At 70.2% G+C, this 17,089-nt stretch carries 16 protein-coding genes; 10 read left to right on the top strand and 6 right to left on the bottom strand.

Annotated features, from left to right (window positions below; translation table 11 throughout):
* The first annotated feature begins 3 nt into the window (after positions 1-3).
* Both frr and OG206_RS08845 read left to right on the top strand, forming a co-directional pair.
* Entirely contained in the window at positions 4-561 is a 558-nt protein-coding gene (gene frr / locus OG206_RS08850; RefSeq protein WP_031100531.1) for a ribosome recycling factor, read from the top strand.
* A complete protein-coding gene (locus tag OG206_RS08845; RefSeq protein ID WP_327114018.1) occupies positions 561-1,637 on the top strand; it encodes a phosphatidate cytidylyltransferase in 1,077 nt (358 codons plus the stop codon). The genes frr and OG206_RS08845 overlap by 1 nt, the downstream gene beginning before the upstream one ends.
* Positions 1,638-1,788: 151 nt before the next feature.
* Here the strand turns inward: OG206_RS08845 and OG206_RS08840 are convergent, their stop codons facing one another.
* Entirely contained in the window at positions 1,789-2,130 is a 342-nt protein-coding gene (locus tag OG206_RS08840) for a DUF6233 domain-containing protein (protein ID WP_327114016.1), read from the bottom strand.
* Positions 2,131-2,396: 266 nt separating this feature from the next.
* Here OG206_RS08840 and rlmN point away from each other — a divergent pair, with 266 nt between their 5' ends.
* From rlmN to OG206_RS08815, 5 genes are all read left to right on the top strand, one after another.
* The gene (gene rlmN / locus OG206_RS08835) at positions 2,397-3,503 is read left to right on the top strand and encodes a 23S rRNA (adenine(2503)-C(2))-methyltransferase RlmN (RefSeq protein ID WP_327114014.1); all 1,107 of its coding nucleotides are present in this window, start codon (positions 2,397-2,399) and stop codon (positions 3,501-3,503) included.
* A 311-nt stretch (positions 3,504-3,814) separates the two neighbouring features.
* Positions 3,815-4,909: a thiamine ABC transporter substrate-binding protein gene (locus tag OG206_RS08830; RefSeq protein WP_327114012.1), complete on the top strand. Its 1,095-nt coding sequence runs from the start codon at positions 3,815-3,817 to the stop codon at positions 4,907-4,909.
* 44 nt (positions 4,910-4,953) lie between these two features.
* Positions 4,954-6,570, top strand: a complete 1,617-nt coding sequence (locus OG206_RS08825; RefSeq protein WP_327114010.1) for an ABC transporter permease — start codon at positions 4,954-4,956, stop codon at positions 6,568-6,570.
* Between the two features lie 2 nt (positions 6,571-6,572).
* A complete protein-coding gene (locus tag OG206_RS08820) occupies positions 6,573-7,595 on the top strand; it encodes an ABC transporter ATP-binding protein (protein WP_327114008.1) in 1,023 nt (340 codons plus the stop codon).
* Positions 7,596-7,704: 109 nt separating this feature from the next.
* Entirely contained in the window at positions 7,705-8,157 is a 453-nt protein-coding gene (locus OG206_RS08815; RefSeq protein ID WP_327114006.1) for an SRPBCC family protein, read from the top strand.
* 57 nt (positions 8,158-8,214) lie between these two features.
* Here OG206_RS08815 and OG206_RS08810 read toward each other — a convergent pair whose 3' ends face one another.
* From OG206_RS08810 to OG206_RS08790, 5 genes are all read right to left on the bottom strand, one after another.
* A complete protein-coding gene (locus tag OG206_RS08810) occupies positions 8,215-9,348 on the bottom strand; it encodes an LOG family protein (RefSeq protein ID WP_327114004.1) in 1,134 nt (377 codons plus the stop codon).
* 34 nt (positions 9,349-9,382) lie between these two features.
* The gene (locus tag OG206_RS08805) at positions 9,383-10,546 is read right to left on the bottom strand and encodes a hypothetical protein (RefSeq protein WP_327114002.1); all 1,164 of its coding nucleotides are present in this window, start codon (positions 10,544-10,546) and stop codon (positions 9,383-9,385) included.
* On the bottom strand, positions 10,528-11,265 hold the full coding sequence (locus tag OG206_RS08800) for an ABC transporter ATP-binding protein (protein ID WP_327114000.1): 738 nt from the start codon (positions 11,263-11,265) through the stop codon (positions 10,528-10,530). Before OG206_RS08800 ends, OG206_RS08805 begins: the two co-directional genes overlap by 19 nt.
* Positions 11,266-11,491: 226 nt before the next feature.
* Positions 11,492-12,871: an aspartate aminotransferase family protein gene (locus OG206_RS08795; RefSeq protein ID WP_327113999.1), complete on the bottom strand. Its 1,380-nt coding sequence runs from the start codon at positions 12,869-12,871 to the stop codon at positions 11,492-11,494.
* Complete coding sequence (locus OG206_RS08790) at positions 12,856-13,347, bottom strand: Lrp/AsnC family transcriptional regulator (protein WP_327113997.1); 492 nt, start codon at positions 13,345-13,347, stop codon at positions 12,856-12,858. The genes OG206_RS08795 and OG206_RS08790 overlap by 16 nt, the downstream gene beginning before the upstream one ends.
* A gap of 177 nt (positions 13,348-13,524) precedes the next feature.
* On the opposite strand from OG206_RS08790, the gene OG206_RS08785 reads away from it, so the two are divergent.
* The 3 genes from OG206_RS08785 (at position 13,525) to OG206_RS08775 (ending at position 17,061) form a co-directional block, all read left to right on the top strand.
* Entirely contained in the window at positions 13,525-14,964 is a 1,440-nt protein-coding gene (locus OG206_RS08785) for a gamma-aminobutyraldehyde dehydrogenase (RefSeq protein WP_327113995.1), read from the top strand.
* Positions 14,965-15,184: 220 nt separating this feature from the next.
* Complete coding sequence (locus OG206_RS08780) at positions 15,185-16,348, top strand: ABC transporter substrate-binding protein (RefSeq protein WP_327122215.1); 1,164 nt, start codon at positions 15,185-15,187, stop codon at positions 16,346-16,348.
* A 176-nt stretch (positions 16,349-16,524) separates the two neighbouring features.
* Positions 16,525-17,061, top strand: coding sequence for a hypothetical protein (locus OG206_RS08775; RefSeq protein ID WP_327113993.1), 537 nt, complete (start codon positions 16,525-16,527; stop codon positions 17,059-17,061).
* Positions 17,062-17,089: the final 28 nt, after the last annotated feature.

Here is a 17,089-nt window from a genome sequence, read left to right as displayed (position 1 = left end):
GTGGTGATCGAAGAAATCCTCCTCGAGGCCGAGGAGAAGATGGAGAAGGCCGTCGTGGTCGCGAAAGAGGACTTCGCCGCCATCCGTACCGGCCGCGCGCACCCGGCGATGTTCAACAAGATCGTCGCCGACTACTACGGCGCTCTGACCCCGATCAACCAGCTCGCCTCGTTCTCGGTTCCCGAGCCGCGGATGGCCGTGGTGACCCCGTTCGACAAGACGGCGCTGCGGAACATCGAGCAGGCGATCCGTGACTCCGACCTCGGCGTCAACCCGAGCAACGACGGCAACATCATCCGCGTGACGTTCCCCGAGCTCACGCAGGACCGCCGCAAGGAGTACATCAAGGTCGCCAAGACCAAGGCCGAGGACTCCAAGATCTCGATCCGCTCCATCCGCCGCAAGGCCAAGGAGTCGCTCGACAAGCTGGTCAAGGACAAGGAGTCCGGCGAGGACGAGGTCCGTCGCGCCGAGAAGGAGCTCGACGACACCACCGCGAAGTACGTCGCGCAGGTGGACGAGCTGCTCAAGCACAAGGAAGCCGAGCTGCTCGAAGTCTGATGAACGACTCCTCCTGGGGCGCCCAGCAGGGAGCCGGCTACTGGGGCACGCCCGAGATGGGGGCGGCCCCGGCGGGTCCCGCGAACGATGTGCACGCCGCCCAGCAGACTCGGCCCATGCCCATCGTGCCGGACGTTCCCGACGAAGGTAGAGACGCTGACGACCGGAACAGGGACGCCGCGCGCGTCAGCGGCCCCCTGTTCCGTGACGAGAGCCCGCAGGAGCCCATGTCCACCACGCTGCCCCCACAGCCGCACAAGAAGCGTGCGGGGCGTGACCTGCGTGCCGCCATAGGGGTCGGCGTGGGCCTCGGCGCCCTCGTCGTCGGCTCGCTCTTCATCGTGAAGGCCGTCTTCGTCGGCGTGATCGCGCTGGCGGTGGTGGTCGGGCTGTGGGAGCTCACCTCCCGTCTCAAGGAACGCAAGGGCATCAACGCGCCCCTCGTTCCGCTGGCCGTCGGCGGCGCCGCGATGGTCGTCGCCGGCTATGTGCGGGGGTCCGAGGGCGCCTGGGTCGCCATGGCGCTCACGGCGCTCGCGGTGCTCGTGTGGAGGATGACGGAGGAGCCCGCGGGCTACCTCAAGGACGTCACGGCCGGCGTGTTCGCCGTCTTCTACGTGCCGTTCCTCGCCACGTTCGTCGCGATGATGCTGACCGCGGACGACGGTCCGTGGCGCGTGCTCACCTTCCTCCTGCTCACGGTGGTCAGTGACACCGGTGCGTACGCCGTCGGCTGGCGCTTCGGCACGCACAAGCTGGCGCCGCGCATCAGCCCCGGCAAGACGCGTGAGGGGCTGTTCGGTGCGGTGGGCTTCGCGATGGTCGCCGGTGCACTGTGCATGCAGTTCCTGATCGACGACGGGAGCTGGTGGCAGGGGCTTCTGATGGGCCTCGCCGTCGCCGCCAGTGCCACGCTGGGGGACCTCGGCGAGTCGATGATCAAGCGGGACCTGGGGATCAAGGACATGGGCACGCTGCTGCCCGGCCACGGCGGCATCATGGACCGGCTCGACTCCCTGCTGCCGAGCGCCCCGGTCGTGTGGCTGCTGCTGGTCCTGTTCGTCGGATCCGGCTGACACGGCCGCACCACACCGGCCCGCGTTCCGTCAACGGGGTCCGCCGTCCACAGGACGGCGGACCCCGTTCGCGTGTGCCGGGGTCGATCGTGCTCCCTTGGCCAGGGCTGACGGCCCACCCGTGGACGGCGGTTCTCCCACGCGGTGGGGCTTACAGCACCCCGAGCTCCCTGTCGGGCCGACAGTACGGGCAGGCTGTGACCCCGTCCTGAGTGAGTGCGCGCAGAGCCTGCTCACGGGTCATGACCTGTGTTCGTTTTCCGCCCATGCCGCAGTCGCCGGTGTGCACGGCGTCCGCCTGGTTCGAGCCACCCGCGCGCAGCACGGACAGCTTCCATCCGGGCGCCGGCGGCGGCAGGACGCGCGCCGCCCGGGCTGCCGAGGCTTCGCGTTCCTCCAGCTCGGCGATGGTCCGATCGGTCCGGCCGAGCTGATACGCCTGCCACTCGCGCACGATCCGGAGGCGGTCCAGACGAGAAAGGTTATCGGACACATATTCGATTCTAGGCCCCGGCGTCCCGTGCCGCGTACTTCCTCCTGGACTCCGGGGTGGGCGCTACATCTGGCACTGCACGGCCGGGTAGCGGGAGCAGGCCCAGTTAGGCGCCACCTCGAAGGCACAGGACACTCCCTGTCGTGCGATCGGTCACTGTTCTCGTGCCGCACCGTGCCGTCGCCCCTCGTCGGAGGCCCGCTGTGCGGCTCCTGACCCGTCGGCGGCCTCTACTACCACGGCGTGTCTGCGACACTGGATGAACCATGCCTAAGCCCGGAGAACTCACTTTTGTCGCGCCCCGCGGAGCCAAGCTGCCGCCGCGGCACCTCGCCGACCTCACACCCGACGAGCGCAAGGAAGCAGTCGCCGCGACCGGCGAGAAGGGCTTCCGTGCCAAGCAGCTGTCGCAGCACTACTTCACGCGGTACACGCACGATCCGGCCGAGTGGACCAACATCCCGGCCGGATCGCGGGACAAGCTCGCCGAGGCGATGTTCCCCGACCTGATGTCGGTCATGCGTCACGTCAGCTGCGACGACGACACCACCCGCAAGACTCTCTGGAAGCTGCACGACGGGACGCTCGTCGAGTCCGTCCTGATGCGGTATCCGGACCGGGTGACCATGTGCATCTCGTCGCAGGCCGGGTGCGGCATGAACTGCCCCTTCTGTGCGACCGGTCAGGCCGGCCTCGACCGGAACCTGTCTACCGCCGAGATCGTGCACCAGATCGTGGACGGCATGCGCGCGCTGCGCGACGGTGAGGTCCCGGGCGGGCCGGCACGGCTGTCCAACATCGTGTTCATGGGCATGGGCGAGCCGCTGGCCAACTACAAACGCGTGGTCGGGGCGATCCGGCGGCTGACGGACCCGGAGCCCGACGGCCTCGGGCTCTCGCAGCGCGGGATCACGGTGTCCACGGTCGGTCTGGTCCCCGCCATGCTGCGTTTCGCCGACGAGGGCTTCAAGTGCCGCCTCGCGGTCTCCCTGCACGCCCCGGACGACGAGCTGCGCGACACCCTCGTCCCCGTGAACACCCGCTGGAAGGTACGCGAAGTCCTGGACGCCGCGTGGGAGTACGCGGAGAAGTCCGGGCGCCGCATCTCCATCGAGTACGCGCTGATCCGTGACATCAACGACCAGGCATGGCGGGGTGACCGGCTGGGACGGCTGCTCAAGGGCAAGCGGGTCCACGTCAACCTCATCCCGCTGAACCCGACGCCCGGCTCCAAGTGGACCGCCTCGCGGCCCGAGGACGAGAAGGCGTTCGTCGAGGCCATCGCGGCCCACGGCGTGCCGGTCACCGTCCGGGACACCCGCGGCCAGGAGATCGACGGGGCCTGCGGACAGCTGGCGGCCTCCGAGCGCTGAGGAGACCTGGGCCGGGCCCCGCGCGCCGGCCCGGCCCGCCCGCTCCCACGCTGCCGGAGATCCCGATGATCCCGCCCGTGCCGAGCGATCGCGCCGGTGTAGCCTGGTCGGATAATCAACTTCATATTCCGACAGGGGAGCGCCACAGCGCTGAGAGTGCGGCACCGAGGACAGGTCGGCCGCAGACCCTCTGAACCTCGCCCGGGTCATTCCGGGTAGGAAGTTCGGACCTTACTCAAGCTGTTGCGCCCTGCCCGCTCGCCGAGCGGGTGGGGCCGCGTCTCTTCCTGGTCATCTCCAGGAGGAATCACATGAACACCACCACGAAGTACGCGGCCACGGCACTTGCCGCCGCGCTCGGTGTGTCCGTGCTGGCGGGCTGCGGGGGCGCGGACGACGGTGCCGCCGGTGCGGGAGCCGGGGGCTCCAAGACCGTCACGCTGGTCAGCCACGACTCCTTCAACGCCTCGGACGCCGTCCTGAAGGCGTTCACGAAGGAGACCGGCTACAAGATCAAGGTGCTGAAGAGCGGTGACGCCGGAGCGGCCCTCAACCAGGAGATCCTGACCAAGGGGTCCCCGCGCGGCGACGTGTTCTTCGGTGCCGACAACACGCTGCTCTCCCGCGCCCTCGACAACGGCCTGTTCACGCCGTACAAGGCGAAGGGTCTCGAACGCGTCGCGGCCGACACGCAACTCGACGCCGACAAGCACCGGGTCACACCGATCGACACCGGCGACATCTGCGTCAACTACGACAAGAAGTACTTCGCCGACAGGAAGCTCGACCCGCCGCAGTCCTTCGACGACCTGCTGAAGCCCGCGTACAAGAACCTCCTCGTCACCGAGAACGCCGCCACATCGTCACCCGGTCTCGGATTCCTCCTCGGTACCGTCGCCGCCCACGGTGAAACCGGCTACCAGGACTACTGGAAGAAGCTGAAGACCAACGGCGTCAAGGTGGTCGACGGCTGGGAACAGGCGTACAACGAGGAGTTCTCCGGCTCGGCCGGCGGGAAGAAGGCCAAGGCGGACCGGCCGCTCGTCGTCTCCTACGCCTCCAGTCCCCCCGTCGAGGTGCTGTACGCAGATCCGCAGCCCACGGAGGCCCCGACCGGCGTGGCCACCGGCACGTGCTTCCGCCAGATCGAGTTCGCCGGTCTGCTGAACGGCGCGAAGAACGAGGCGGGCGGCAAGGCGCTGCTGGACTTCCTGATCAGCAAGCGGTTCCAGGAGGACATGCCGTTGAACATGTTCGTGAACCCGGTGGCGAAGGACGCGAAACTGCCGGAGCTCTTCACGAAGTTCGGCGCCACCGTCGACAAGCCGGCGACCGTGGCACCGGACAAGATCGCCAAGAACCGTGAGCAGTGGGTCCAGTCGTGGTCCTCGCTCGTCGTGAAGTAGCCGCGCCTCCCGCGTGGCGGGGGAACGCGGCGCGGTTCGGGCTGATGGCCCTGCCCGTCGCGTTCTTCGCGGTGTTCTTCGCCTACCCGGTCGCCGCGATCGTCGGCCGCGGGCTGAGGACGGACGGGGTCTGGCAGTTCGGCCGGATCGGCGCGGTGCTGAGCCGGCCCGACATCCTGGACGTCCTGTGGTTCACCACCTGGCAGGCACTCGCCTCGACGGCGCTGACCCTGCTGATCGCGCTGCCCGGCGCATACGTCTTCGCCCGCCTCGACTTCCCGGGCAAGCAACTGCTGCGTGCCGTGGTGACGGTGCCGTTCGTCCTGCCGACCGTCGTGGTCGGCACGGCGTTCCTGGCGCTGCTGGGACGCGGAGGGCTCCTCGACGAACTCTGGGGCGTACGGCTCGACACCACGGTGTGGGCGATCCTGCTCGCCCACGTGTTCTTCAACTACGCCGTCGTCGTACGGACGGTGGGCGGACTCTGGTCCCAGCTCGACCCCCGCCAGGAGGAGGCCGCCCGGGTGCTCGGCGCCGGACGTCTCGCCGCCTGGCGGCGGGTGACCCTGCCCGCGCTGGCGCCCGCCGTGGCCGCCGCCGCGCTCATGGTCTTCCTCTTCACCTTCACCTCCTTCGGCGTCGTCCAGATCCTCGGCGGCCCGGCGTACTCCACCCTGGAGGTGGAGATCTACCGGCAGACCGCGCAGCTGCTCGACCTCCCGACGGCCGCCGTGCTCACCCTCGTGCAGTTCGCCGCGGTCGGCGGAATCCTCGCCGTCCACGCCTGGACCGTGCGCCGCAGGGAGACGGCGCTGAAGCTGGTCGACCCCGCGCAGACCTCGCGGCCGCCCCGGGGCGTGGGGCAGCGGACCCTGCTGGGCGGTGTGCTGCTCAGCATCCTGCTGCTCGTCCTGCTGCCGCTCGGCGTACTCGTGGAACGCTCTCTGGACACCTCGGGCGGCTACGGGTTCGCGTTCTACCGCGCGCTGCAGTCGGCCGACGCCAACGGCTCGACCTTCCTCGTGCCGCCGCTCGACGCCATCGGGAACTCCCTGCGTTACGCGCTGGTCGCCACCCTCATCGCCCTGGTGATCGGCGGCCTCGCCGCCGCCGCGCTGACCAGGCGGCGCGCGGGACGGCTGGTACGGGGCTTCGACGCGCTGTTGATGCTGCCGCTCGGGGTGTCGGCGGTCACCGTCGGCTTCGGCTTCCTCATCACCCTCGACCGGCCGCCGCTCGACCTGCGGACCTCCTGGATCCTGGTCCCGCTCGCCCAGGCGCTGGTGGGCGTCCCCTTCGTCGTACGCACGATGCTGCCCGTCCTGCGCGCGGTGGACGACCGGCTGCGTGAGGCCGCCGCCGTGCTCGGCGCCTCGCCGCTGCGTGCCTGGCGGGAGGTCGACCTGCCCCTGGTCCGGCGGGCGGTACTCGTGGCCGCGGGCTTCGCGTTCGCCGTGTCGCTCGGGGAGTTCGGCGCCACCGTGTTCATCGCCCGGCCCGACAACCCCACGCTGCCGGTCGCCGTGGCCAGGCTGCTGGGACGTTCGGGCGAGCTCAACTACGGCCAGGCGATGGCCCTCAGCACGATCCTGATGCTCGTCTGCGCGGTGTCCCTGCTCGTGCTCGAACGAATCCGCACCGACCGATCCGGGGAGTTCTGAAGATGCTGGAAGTGGATTCGGCCACGGTCCGGTTCGGTGGGCGGACCGCGCTCGACGGCGTGGACCTGGACGTCGCCGACCACGAGATCGTCTGCGTGCTGGGGCCGAGCGGCAGCGGGAAGTCGACGCTGCTGCGGGCTGTGGCCGGGCTGCAGCCCCTGGACGGGGGACGCGTGCTCCTGGACGGCGCGGACCAGGCCCCGCTGCCCGTGCACCGGCGCGGGCTCGGGCTGATGTTCCAGGACCACCAGCTGTTCCCGCACCGGGACGTCGGCGCGAACGTCGAGTTCGGGCTGCGGATGCACGGCGTCCCCCGCGCCGAGCGAAAGCGCAGGGCCGGGGAACTCCTGGACCTGGTCGGCCTGCCCGGCGCGGGCCGCCGCGCCGTCGCCGCCCTCTCCGGCGGCGAGCAGCAGCGGGTCGCCCTCGCCCGGGCGCTGGCGCCCCGCCCCGGCCTGCTGATGCTCGACGAGCCGCTGGGCCAGCTGGACCGGAGCCTGCGTGAACGCCTCGTCGTCGAACTGCGCACCCTCTTCGGCCGGCTGGGCACCACGGTGCTCGCCGTCACCCACGACCAGGGCGAGGCCTTCGCCCTCGCCGACCGGGTCGTGGTCATGCGCGACGGCAGGATCGCCCAGGAGGGCACCCCGCTGGAGGTCTGGCAGCGTCCCGCGTCCCCCTTCGTCGCCCGCTTCCTGGGCTTCGACAACCTGGTGGACGCGACGGTCACCGGCACAGCCGCCGACACCGTCTGGGGAAAGGTCCCGGTTCCCGAGGGATCCCCTCAGGGAAGGTCGGAGCTGCTGGTCCGGCCCGGCGGTGTCCGGCTCGGTGCCCCGCAGGACGGCCTGCGTTGCACGGCGGGCGTACGCACCTTCCGGGGGCATCACGTCAGCGTCGTCCTGCACCCCGACGAGGGGCCGGACCTGGAGGCCGAGTGTGCCCTTGGGGACGCTCCGGAGGAGGGGGCCGTGGTGGGCGTGACCTTCGACCCCGCGGAGACGGTGGTTCTGCCCCGGACCTGACAGTGCGGCGCGCTCGCCCCCACGGGCCCGGGGCGCGCCGCGACCGGCTGGCGGCGTCTCCCGGGCCGTGGTCCCCTGAGCGGGGGACCGACCGGAAGGGGCTGGAGCCATGCCGCAGTCCGCGCGCGAGGGGATCGACATCACCCGCGTCGTCCAGGCACCGCGGGACCGGGTCTTCGAGGCCTGGACCGTCCCCGAGCACTTCGCCACCTGGTACGGGGGCGACGCCGACGTGCCGCTGGACCAGGTGTCGATGGACGTGACCCCGGGTGGCACGTGGAGCCTGGTCATCGTGGTCCCGGGGGTGGAGATGCCGTTCCACGGTGTGTACAAGGAGGTGTCCGCCCCGGAGCGGCTCGTCTTCACGCTGAAGGACGCCAGCGCGCCGGCGGACGCCGAGGGCGAGACCGTCACAGTCACGCTGACCGAGCAGAGCGGCGGGGCCACCGAGATGGCCTTCCGGCAGCGAGGCGGCAACCTGACGCGTGAGCAGTACGCCGCGGCCGAGGACGGCTGGGAAGCCTTCTTCGACGCCCTCGACGCGACGCTCACCGCCCGCTGACGGTGTTCCGGGAGGGCGCGCCCGGCAGCGGACGCCGGCCGGACACCTGGGCCCGGATCAGCTCCCGGCGGTCGTCTCCGTGAGCCTGGCCAGTGCCCCTGCGGCCTCCTCGACGGAGTCGACGAGCGCGATACGCGACTCCATCGCCCGGCCCGCCGCCAGAGCGCGCAGCAGGGGCCAGGTGGGCAGCTTCTCGGTCCAGTGCGCGCGGTTCACCAGCACCATGGGGGTGGGCGCGGACCGCGACTCGTAGTAGTTCGGCGTCGCGTTGTCGAAGATCTCCTGCACTGTTCCGGCGGCGCCGGGCAGGAAGATCACACCGGCGGTCGAGCGGGCCAGCAGCCCGTCCTCGCGCACGGCGTTCGCGAAGTACTTGGCGATGTGGTCCGCGAAGGCGTTCGGCGGCTCGTGGCCGTAGAACCAGGTGGGTACCGCGACCGAGGAACCGCCGTCCGGCCACCGCTCGCGCACCGTGAACGCCGCCGAGGCCCAGTCGGTGACCGAAGGGCTGAACGAAGGCGCCGCGGCCAGGACTTCGCACGCCTTGAGCAGCATCGCGTCGGAGTGCGGGGCGGCGTAGGCACCGAGGTTGGCAGCCTCCATGGCGCCCGGCCCACCGCCCGTCGCCACGGTCAGGCCGCTGCGGGCCAGCTCCCGGCCGAGCACGGCGGCGCCCTGGTACTCGGCGGAGCCGCGTGCCATCGCGTGGCCGCCCATGACGCCCACCACCCGGGCGCCGGCGAGGTGTTCGTCCAGCGCGTCCGACACCGCGTCGTCGTGGAGGGCACGCAGCATCGACGCGAAGACGTCGCCGTTCGACCTGGTCAGCTGGAACCAGCTGTACGCCCTGGCGTCCGGCGTCGAGGCGTAACCGCCCTCGGCCAGGCCCTCGTAGAGCGCTTCCGGGGTGTAGAGCAGCCCGCGGTAGGGGTCGAAGGGCAGACCCGGTACCGGAGGGAAGACGAACGCGCCGTCCGCCCGTATCTTCGCCTCCGCGCGCGGCTCGATGCGGCAGCCGAGGAACACCGCGCCGCGGGTGTCGGTCCTGAGCAGTGCGTCGCCCCGGTCCGTCAGGTCGACGGACTGGACACGGTGCCCGGCCAGGGTTCCGGTCGTGACCGCCCGGTCGAATGCGGTGAGCGTCTCGATCTCGACGCCGGGTGCGTACGTACTCTCGTCCGAATTTTCCACGCGGCCATGCTACGTACCGCCACGGCGGAGGACGTCACTCCGTCAGCGGCAGGGCCGCCAGCTCCGCGATCGCCCAGGTCAGCGGGACGAAGACGGCGAGAAGCACCAGCGCGCGCAGGGCGGCGGCGCTGCGGAGCGCGGAGGCGGGTGCGCCGAGGCGCAGCAAAGTCCCGGCCGTACGGGCGCGGGCCTGCCTGGCTTCCAGAGCCGAGGTCAGGAGCGTCGCGGTGGTGCAGCCGATGACGAGGATCGCACCGAGAGCGGTGAGCGGGCCGAAGGGCCGGGGCCCGCCGGTGTACAGCACGGAGGCCGCGACCACCCCGGACACCACCGCGCAGAGGATGCCCAGCGGGCGGCCGATCCGCGTCGCCTCGTCCATGAGGACCCGGCCCGCCAGCAGGCGGACCGCCCCGGGGCGCACGGCCTGGAGCAGCCGTCCGCACAGATGGGTGAGGCCGGGGCCCGCCATGGCCAGGCCGATCGCCGTGAGGACCCACCCCGCCAGCACGGCCGCGGGGGTGGAGTCCAGCCGGCCGGGCAGCGGGAAGGGGCTGCCCGCCGAACCGCGGCTCGCGTAGGCCTCGACCGCGAGACCGGCCGCCGTGAGCGCCACGCCCCAGGGCAGGCCCGTCGGCGTGGCGGCGGGGGCGAGTTCCGCCTCCGCCTCCTGGGCCTCGGAGGACGGGACGGGCCTGGCACGCACCGCGAGCCCGCTCGCCGCCGACGCGGCCAGGGGGACCAGGGCCAGCAGCACGACGACCGCGGCGAGGGGCAGAGAGGTGCCCGCGCCCAGGAACTCGGCGGCACCGCCGTCGAACGGCAGCCCGCTGAGGTCCCCGCGCAGATGCAGGAAGAAGAGCAGGGCCACCATCGACCCCAGCGTGGTGGACACGGCGGTGGAGACCGCGGCGAGCGCCGCCAGCCGGACCGGGCCGAGGCCCGCGGCGAAGAGCCCGGGGCGCGGGCGGGTGCTCGGATCGGTACGGGCCACGGCGACAGCGAACTGCACGGTCGCGGCCAGCGGTACGGCGCACCACAGCAGCCGCAGGACGGAGCTCGACGCGTCCGCCGGGTGCCCGGATGCGTATCCGAGGGTGCACAGCAGCAGGAATCCGACCCCGGCCGACGCGGCGGCGAGGACCAGGCGCCGCATCAGGACCAGGGGGTGCGATCCACGGGTCAGACGGAGAGCGAGCACGCCGAGCGGCCTTCCGGGTCGGACGCGGCGGGCAGGGCGAGTGTGGTGACGCGGCGGCCGTCCAGCAGACCGACCACGCGGTCGGCGAGCGCGGCGACCTCCGCGTCGTGGGTGGCGAGGACGACCGTGATGCCGTGGGACCGAGCCGCCGTGGTGAGGGTGCGCAGGAGCTGGGCGCGTTCGGCGTGGTGCAGGGACGCCGTCGGTTCGTCGGCGAAGATGACGGAAGGCGATGCCGTCAGCGCGCGTGCCACCGAGATCCGCTGACGCTGTGCCTGCAGCAGCGTGTGCGGACGCTTCTTGGCGAGGGGACCGATGTCCAGCCGCTCCAGCCACTCGGCGGCCGCCTTCTTCGCGGCGCGGTGCGACACGCCCCTCAGCAGCAGAGGGAGGGCGGCGTTCTCCCAGGTGGTCAGCTCCGGAACGAGCTGCGGCTCGGCGCCGATCCAGCCGAACCGCTCGCGGCGCAGCTGCTCGCGCATCCGGGGCCCCATGGTGTGCACGGGAACGCTGTTGAACCACACCTCGCCCTGTTCGGGCACCAACTGTCCGGACAGGCAGTGCAGCAGGGTGGTCTTCCCGCTCCCGCGCGGGCCGGTGACGGCGAGGATCTCTCCGTCACGGACACCGATGGACACACCGGACAGCCCCGGGGATCCGTTGTGGGAGTGGTGCAGGGAACGTCCCCAGATCACGTCGTTGTCGGGCGGGGCCACCATGGCGTACACCTCGGTTCGGATGAGATTTCCCGTTCCCCCGTACGGGGGAACGAATACAACGAGAACGCAGCCGTTCGGTCACTCGGCACGCTAGGCAGCCGGACCGGGGTGTCGGGACAGCACACGGCCCGGATGCGCCCCTTCTCACTCGAAAGGGTGTACCCGGGCCGCGTAAACCGTATGAAATGACTTCCGGGGTGGTGTTCCCCGGTGGCCGGACCGTCGGTCAGAGCTTCGTCCAGGCCTCCGTCAGGACGTTCCGGAGGATGCCCTCGATCTCGTCGAACGTCGACTGGTCGGAGATCAGCGGCGGCGCGAGCTGGACGACCGGGTCGCCCCTGTCGTCGGCCCGGCAGTAGAGGCCGTTCTCGTACAGCGCCTTGGAGAGGAAGCCGTACAGGACGCGCTCGGTCTCCTCGTCGGTGAACGTCTCCTTGGTGGCCTTGTCCTTCACCAGTTCGATGCCGTAGAAGAAGCCGTTGCCCCGGACGTCACCGACGATGGGCAGGTCGTGCAGCTTCTGCAGGGTCGTCAGGAACGCGTTCTCGTTGTCCAGGACGTGCTGGTTCAGGCCCTCGCGCTCGAAGATGTCGAGGTTGGCGAGCCCGACCGCGGCGGAGACCGGGTGGCCGCCGAACGTGTAGCCGTGCAGGAAGGTGTTGTCGCCCCGGTAGAACGGCTCGGCCAGGCGGTCGGAGATGATGCAGGCGCCGATGGGGGAGTAGCCCGAGGTCATGCCCTTGGCGCAGGTGATCATGTCCGGGACGTAGCCGAACTTGTCGCAGGCGAACATCGTGCCGAGGCGGCCGAAGGCGCAGATGACCTCGTCGGAGACGAGCAGCACGTCGTACTGGTCGCAGATCTCCCGCACTCGCTGGAAGTAGCCGGGCGGCGGCGGGAAGCAGCCGCCCGCGTTCTGAACCGGCTCCAGGAAGACCGCGGCGACGGTGTCCGGGCCCTCGAAGAGGATCTGCTGCTCGATCTGGTCGGCGGCCCAGCGGCCGAAGGCCTCCGGGTCGTCACCGAACAGGGGCGCGCGGTAGATGTTGGTGTTCGGCACCTTGTGCGCGCCGGGTACCAGCGGTTCGAACGGGGCCTTGAGGGCGGGGAGCCCGGTGATCGACAGGGCACCCTGCGGGGTGCCGTGGTAGGCGACCGCACGCGAGATGACCTTGTACTTGGTCGGCTTGCCCTGCAGCTTGAAGTACTGCTTGGCGAGCTTCCAGGCGGTCTCGACGGCCTCACCGCCGCCGGTGGTGAAGAAGACCTTGTTGAGGTCGCCCGGTGCGTGGTGGGCGAGCCGCTCGGCGAGCTCGACGGCCTTGGGGTGGGCGTAGGACCACACCGGGAAGAAGGCCAGTTCCTGGCCCTGCTTGTACGCCGTCTCGGCGAGCTCGTGGCGGCCGTGTCCGGCGTTGACCACGAAGAGGCCGGAGAGGCCGTCGAGGTAGCGCTTGCCCTTGTCGTCGTAGATGTAGGTGCCCTCGCCACGCACGATGGTGGGAACGGGCGCGTTCTCGTAGTCCGACATGCGGGTGAAGTGCATCCACAGGTGGTCGTACGCGGTACGGCTGAGGTCCTTGCTCACGGCTATCGGGTTCCCCACATATAGGTCTGCTTCTTGAGCTTGAGGTAGACGAAGCTCTCGGTGGAGCGCACCCCGGGTATGGCCCGGATGCGTTTGTTGATCGTCTCCAGCAGGTGGTCGTCGTCCTCGCAGACGATCTCCACCATCAGGTCGAAGGAGCCCGCGGTCATCACCACGTACTCGCACTCGGCCATGGCCGACAGGGCTTCGGCCACCGGGTCGAGGTCACCCTCGACGTTGATGCCCACCATCGCCTGGCGCCGCAGGCCCACGGTGAGCGGGTCCGTGACGGCGACGATCTGCATCACGCCCTGGTCGAGCAGCTTCTGGACGCGCTGTCGTACGGCGGCCTCGGAGAGGCCCACGGCCTTGCCGATCGCGGCGTAGGGGCGGCGTCCGTCCTCCTGGAGCTGCTCGATGATTGCGAGGGAGACGGCGTCGACCGCTGGTGACGATCCGCTCCCGTTCCTGGAGTCTGTGCTACGGCTGACCACGTCCCCACTGTGCACCGCTACTCGTCTGTCTGGCAAGCATGAATCGATGAAATTCGTTGTCTGGGTGCTCGAATCTCACTGAATCCGAAGTTCCCAGTGGTTGGGTGTGTCGAAAGCGTCACCGCACGGTTTAGGGTGGAAGTCTCACCCATCGGACAGCCGACAGGAGGGGTGGTTGTGACCACCGAGGTGCGCCGTCTGCGCAACTACATCAACGGAGAGTTCCGGGACGCCGCGGACGGGCGGACCATCGACGTGGTCAGCCCGGTGACGGAAGAGGTCTACGCGACCTCCCCCCTCTCTGGACAGGCCGACGTCGATGCCGCCATGGACGCCGCCGCGGCCGCGTTCCCCGCGTGGCGTGACGTCACGCCCGCCGAACGCCAGAAGGCCCTGCTGAAGATCGCGGACGCCTTCGAGGAGCGCGCGGAGGACCTCATCGCGGCCGAGTCGGAGAACACCGGCAAGCCGCTGGAGCTCACCCGCACCGAAGAGATCCCGCCGATGGTGGACCAGATCCGCTTCTTCGCCGGCGCCGCGAGGCTGCTCGAAGGCCGCTCGGCCGGCGAGTACATGGAGGGCCTTACCTCCATCGTCCGCCGCGAGCCCGTGGGTGTGTGCGCCCAGGTCGCGCCGTGGAACTACCCCATGATGATGGCCGTGTGGAAGTTCGCCCCGGCGCTCGCCGCGGGCAACACCGTCGTGATCAAGCCGTCCGACACCACTCCGGCGTCGACCGTACTGATCGCCGAGATCATCGGGCAGATCCTGCCCAAGGGCGTCTTCAACGTCATCTGCGGCGACCGTGAGACGGGCCGTGCGATGGTCGAGCACCCGACGCCGGCGATGGCCTCCATCACCGGCTCGGTGCGGGCCGGTATGCAGGTCGCGGAGTCCGCGGCCAAGGACGTCAAGCGCGTTCACCTGGAGCTCGGCGGCAAGGCCCCGGTCGTCGTCTTCGAGGACGCCGACATCGCCAAGGCCGTCGAGGGCATCTCCGTCGCGGGCTACTTCAACGCCGGCCAGGACTGTACGGCCGCGACCCGCGTCCTGGTCCACGAGTCCGTCCACGACGAGTTCGTCACCGCCCTCGCAAAGGCGGCGGCCGACACGAAGACCGGCATGCCGGACGACGAGGACGTGCTCTACGGGCCGCTCAACAACGCCAACCAGCTCGCCCAGGTCAGCGGCTTCATCGAGCGGCTCCCGGCGCACGCCAAGGTCGAGGCGGGCGGTCACCGGGTCGGCGAGAAGGGCTACTTCTACGCCGCGACCGTCGTGTCCGGGCTCAAGCAGGACGACGAGATCATCCAGCACGAGGTCTTCGGTCCCGTCATCACCGTGCAGTCCTTCACCGACGAGACGCAGGCGGTCGAGTACGCCAACGGCGTCGAGTACGCGCTGGCCTCCTCGGTGTGGACCAAGGACCACTCCCGCGCGATGCGCATGTCCAAGCACCTGGACTTCGGCTGCGTGTGGATCAACACCCACATCCCGCTGGTGGCCGAGATGCCGCACGGCGGGTTCAAGAAGTCCGGCTACGGCAAGGACCTCTCGGCGTACGGCTTCGAGGATTACACCCGCATCAAGCACGTCATGACCTCGCTCGACGGCTGAGCGGCGACGCCCCGAGCGGCGGCGCCTCACCGACGGCCCCGGGCTCCGGCCCGGGGCCGTTCGCGTGCCTGCGGGGACGCGAACGCCCGTGCGGGGCAGGGGTGCCGCGCGCATGGACAGGGTGTGCGCAACGACCCCTCCGCGCTGGACGGTTGGTCCATTGCCCGGCACGGTGACGGACCGGCATGCTGCGCGGGTGCGCTCGATTCCGGACCACCTCATGTCCCGTCGTTCCCTGCTGCGTGCCCTCGGTGCCGTACCGGCCGGTGCCGCCCTGGCCGGCTGCGGTGTGCCCGCCGCCTTCGTCGAGCCGGGCGACCGCGCCGGCCACGACAGCTCCGACAGCGACCGCTCGCTGCACTTCGCCAACTGGCCGCTGTACATCGACACCGACGACGAGGACGAGTCGAGGCGGCCCACGCTCGACGCGTTCTCGCGCCGGACCGGGATCTCCGTCACCTACACCGAGGAGATCAACGACAACGACGAGTTCTTCGGAAAGATCAGCCCGGCACTGATGAACCATCAGCCGACCGGCCGGGACCTCGTCGTCATCAGTGACTGGATGGCTGCCCGGTTCGTGCGCCTCGGCTGGGTGCAGGAGATGGACCGGTCGAGGCAGCCCGACGTCGCCAGGTATCTGGACCCACAGCTGCGTTCGCCCGCCTTCGACCGCGGGAGGCGGCACAGCGTCCCCTGGCAGTCCGGGATCACCGGTATCGCGTACAACCGGACGGAACTCGGCCGGGAGATCCGGCACACGAGTGACCTCTGGGCGGACGACCTGCGCGGCCGCGTGACGCTGCTGTCCGGCCTCGACGAGGCGTTCGCGCTGCTGATGCAGGGCAATGGCGCCGACATCACCCGGTGGACCGCCGATGACTTCCACGGGATGTGCGAACAGGTCGAGAGACGTGTGCGGTCCCGTCACATCCGGCGCTTCACCGGCAACGACTACATCAAGGACCTGGCCAACGGGGACGTGCTCGCCTGCCAGGCCTACTCCGGTGACGTCATCCAGCTCCAGGCCGACAACCCGGACATCCGGTTCGTGGTGCCCGAGGAAGGTGCCGAACTCTGGTCGGAGTCGCTCATGATTCCCGATCTCGCCCGTCACAAGCGCAACGCGGAGGCGCTCGTCGACCATTACTACGACCCGGAGGTCGCCGCGGAGCTGGCCACCTGGGTGAACTACGTCTGCCCGGTCCCCGCCGCCCGCGAGATCCTGGCCTCCGCCAAGGACGAGGAGACCGCCGCGCTCGCCGAGGACCCGCTGATCTTCCCGGATGGTGCGATGCGTGAACGCCTCGCCATCGCCCGGGACATCACCTCCGCCGAGCGCACAGACTTCGCGAAGAGATGGAACAGCATCGTCGGTCTCTGACGGCCGGCCCGGGCGATGATCCTGTCCCGGCCGAGGGCCCCGTACGTCTGCCGGACGGCGGCGTCGGGGGCGGCGCGTGCGGCGCCGGGGTGATTCGGAGGGCGGTGCTCAGGCCGCGGAGCGTAAGACCGACCCCTGTTTTTGAACGTGTTCATGATGGGCGTACCCTTCCCGGCATGAGCGAGCGAGCGCTGTTGCGGCGCATACGCGTGTGGCTGGTCGTCTTCATCGTCTGTCCGGTGCTGAGCGGGCTGACCGCCTTCCCGCTGGTGCATGAACTCCGCTGGGCCGAGGACCTCCTGACGTCCCGGGCCTCCCCGTTCCCCGAACACCTGCCGGCCCTCACCGAGTGGATCACCAGGGTCCGGACCGGCCTCGACGAGGCCGACGCCGAGTACCCCTTCGTGCTGTACGGCACCGACTGGCTGGCCTTCGCCCACCTGGTCATCGCCGTCGCCTTCTACGGCCCCTACCGCGATCCGGTCCGCAACATCTGGGTGATCGAGTTCGGCATGATCGCCTGCGCGGGGATCATTCCGCTGGCCCTGATCTGCGGACCGATCCGGGACATCCCCCTCTGGTGGTCGGTCATCGACATGTCCTTCGGAGTCTTCGGCGTCATCCCGCTGTTCGTCGTCCGACGCATGATCAAGCGGCTGGGGGCGATGGGGGACACACCCGCCGTCCCCTCGCCCGCCCCGTCGCCGGCCTGACTCACCCCGCCGACGGGACCCGAAGGCC

The organism is Streptomyces sp. NBC_01341 (assembly GCF_035946055.1).
GTDB lineage: Bacteria > Actinomycetota > Actinomycetes > Streptomycetales > Streptomycetaceae > Streptomyces.
This window is presented reverse-complemented; position numbering and strand designations above follow the sequence as displayed.

Excerpts from the sequence above, each read along its gene's own strand:
- OG206_RS08780 (WP_327122215.1), top strand. The coding sequence starts at position 15,185 with ATGTCCCGTCGTTCCCTGCTGCGTGCCCTCGGTGCCGTACCGGCCGGT.
- OG206_RS08775 (WP_327113993.1), top strand. The coding sequence starts at position 16,525 with ATGAGCGAGCGAGCGCTGTTGCGGCGCATACGCGTGTGGCTGGTCGTC.
- OG206_RS08820 (WP_327114008.1), top strand. The coding sequence starts at position 6,573 with ATGCTGGAAGTGGATTCGGCCACGGTCCGGTTCGGTGGGCGGACCGCG.
- OG206_RS08830 (WP_327114012.1), top strand. The coding sequence starts at position 3,815 with ATGAACACCACCACGAAGTACGCGGCCACGGCACTTGCCGCCGCGCTC.
- OG206_RS08815 (WP_327114006.1), top strand. The coding sequence starts at position 7,705 with ATGCCGCAGTCCGCGCGCGAGGGGATCGACATCACCCGCGTCGTCCAG.
- OG206_RS08845 (WP_327114018.1), top strand. The coding sequence starts at position 561 with ATGAACGACTCCTCCTGGGGCGCCCAGCAGGGAGCCGGCTACTGGGGC.
- OG206_RS08800 (WP_327114000.1), bottom strand. The coding sequence starts at position 11,265 with ATGGTGGCCCCGCCCGACAACGACGTGATCTGGGGACGTTCCCTGCAC.
- rlmN (WP_327114014.1), top strand. The coding sequence starts at position 2,397 with ATGCCTAAGCCCGGAGAACTCACTTTTGTCGCGCCCCGCGGAGCCAAG.
- OG206_RS08825 (WP_327114010.1), top strand. The coding sequence starts at position 4,954 with ATGGCCCTGCCCGTCGCGTTCTTCGCGGTGTTCTTCGCCTACCCGGTC.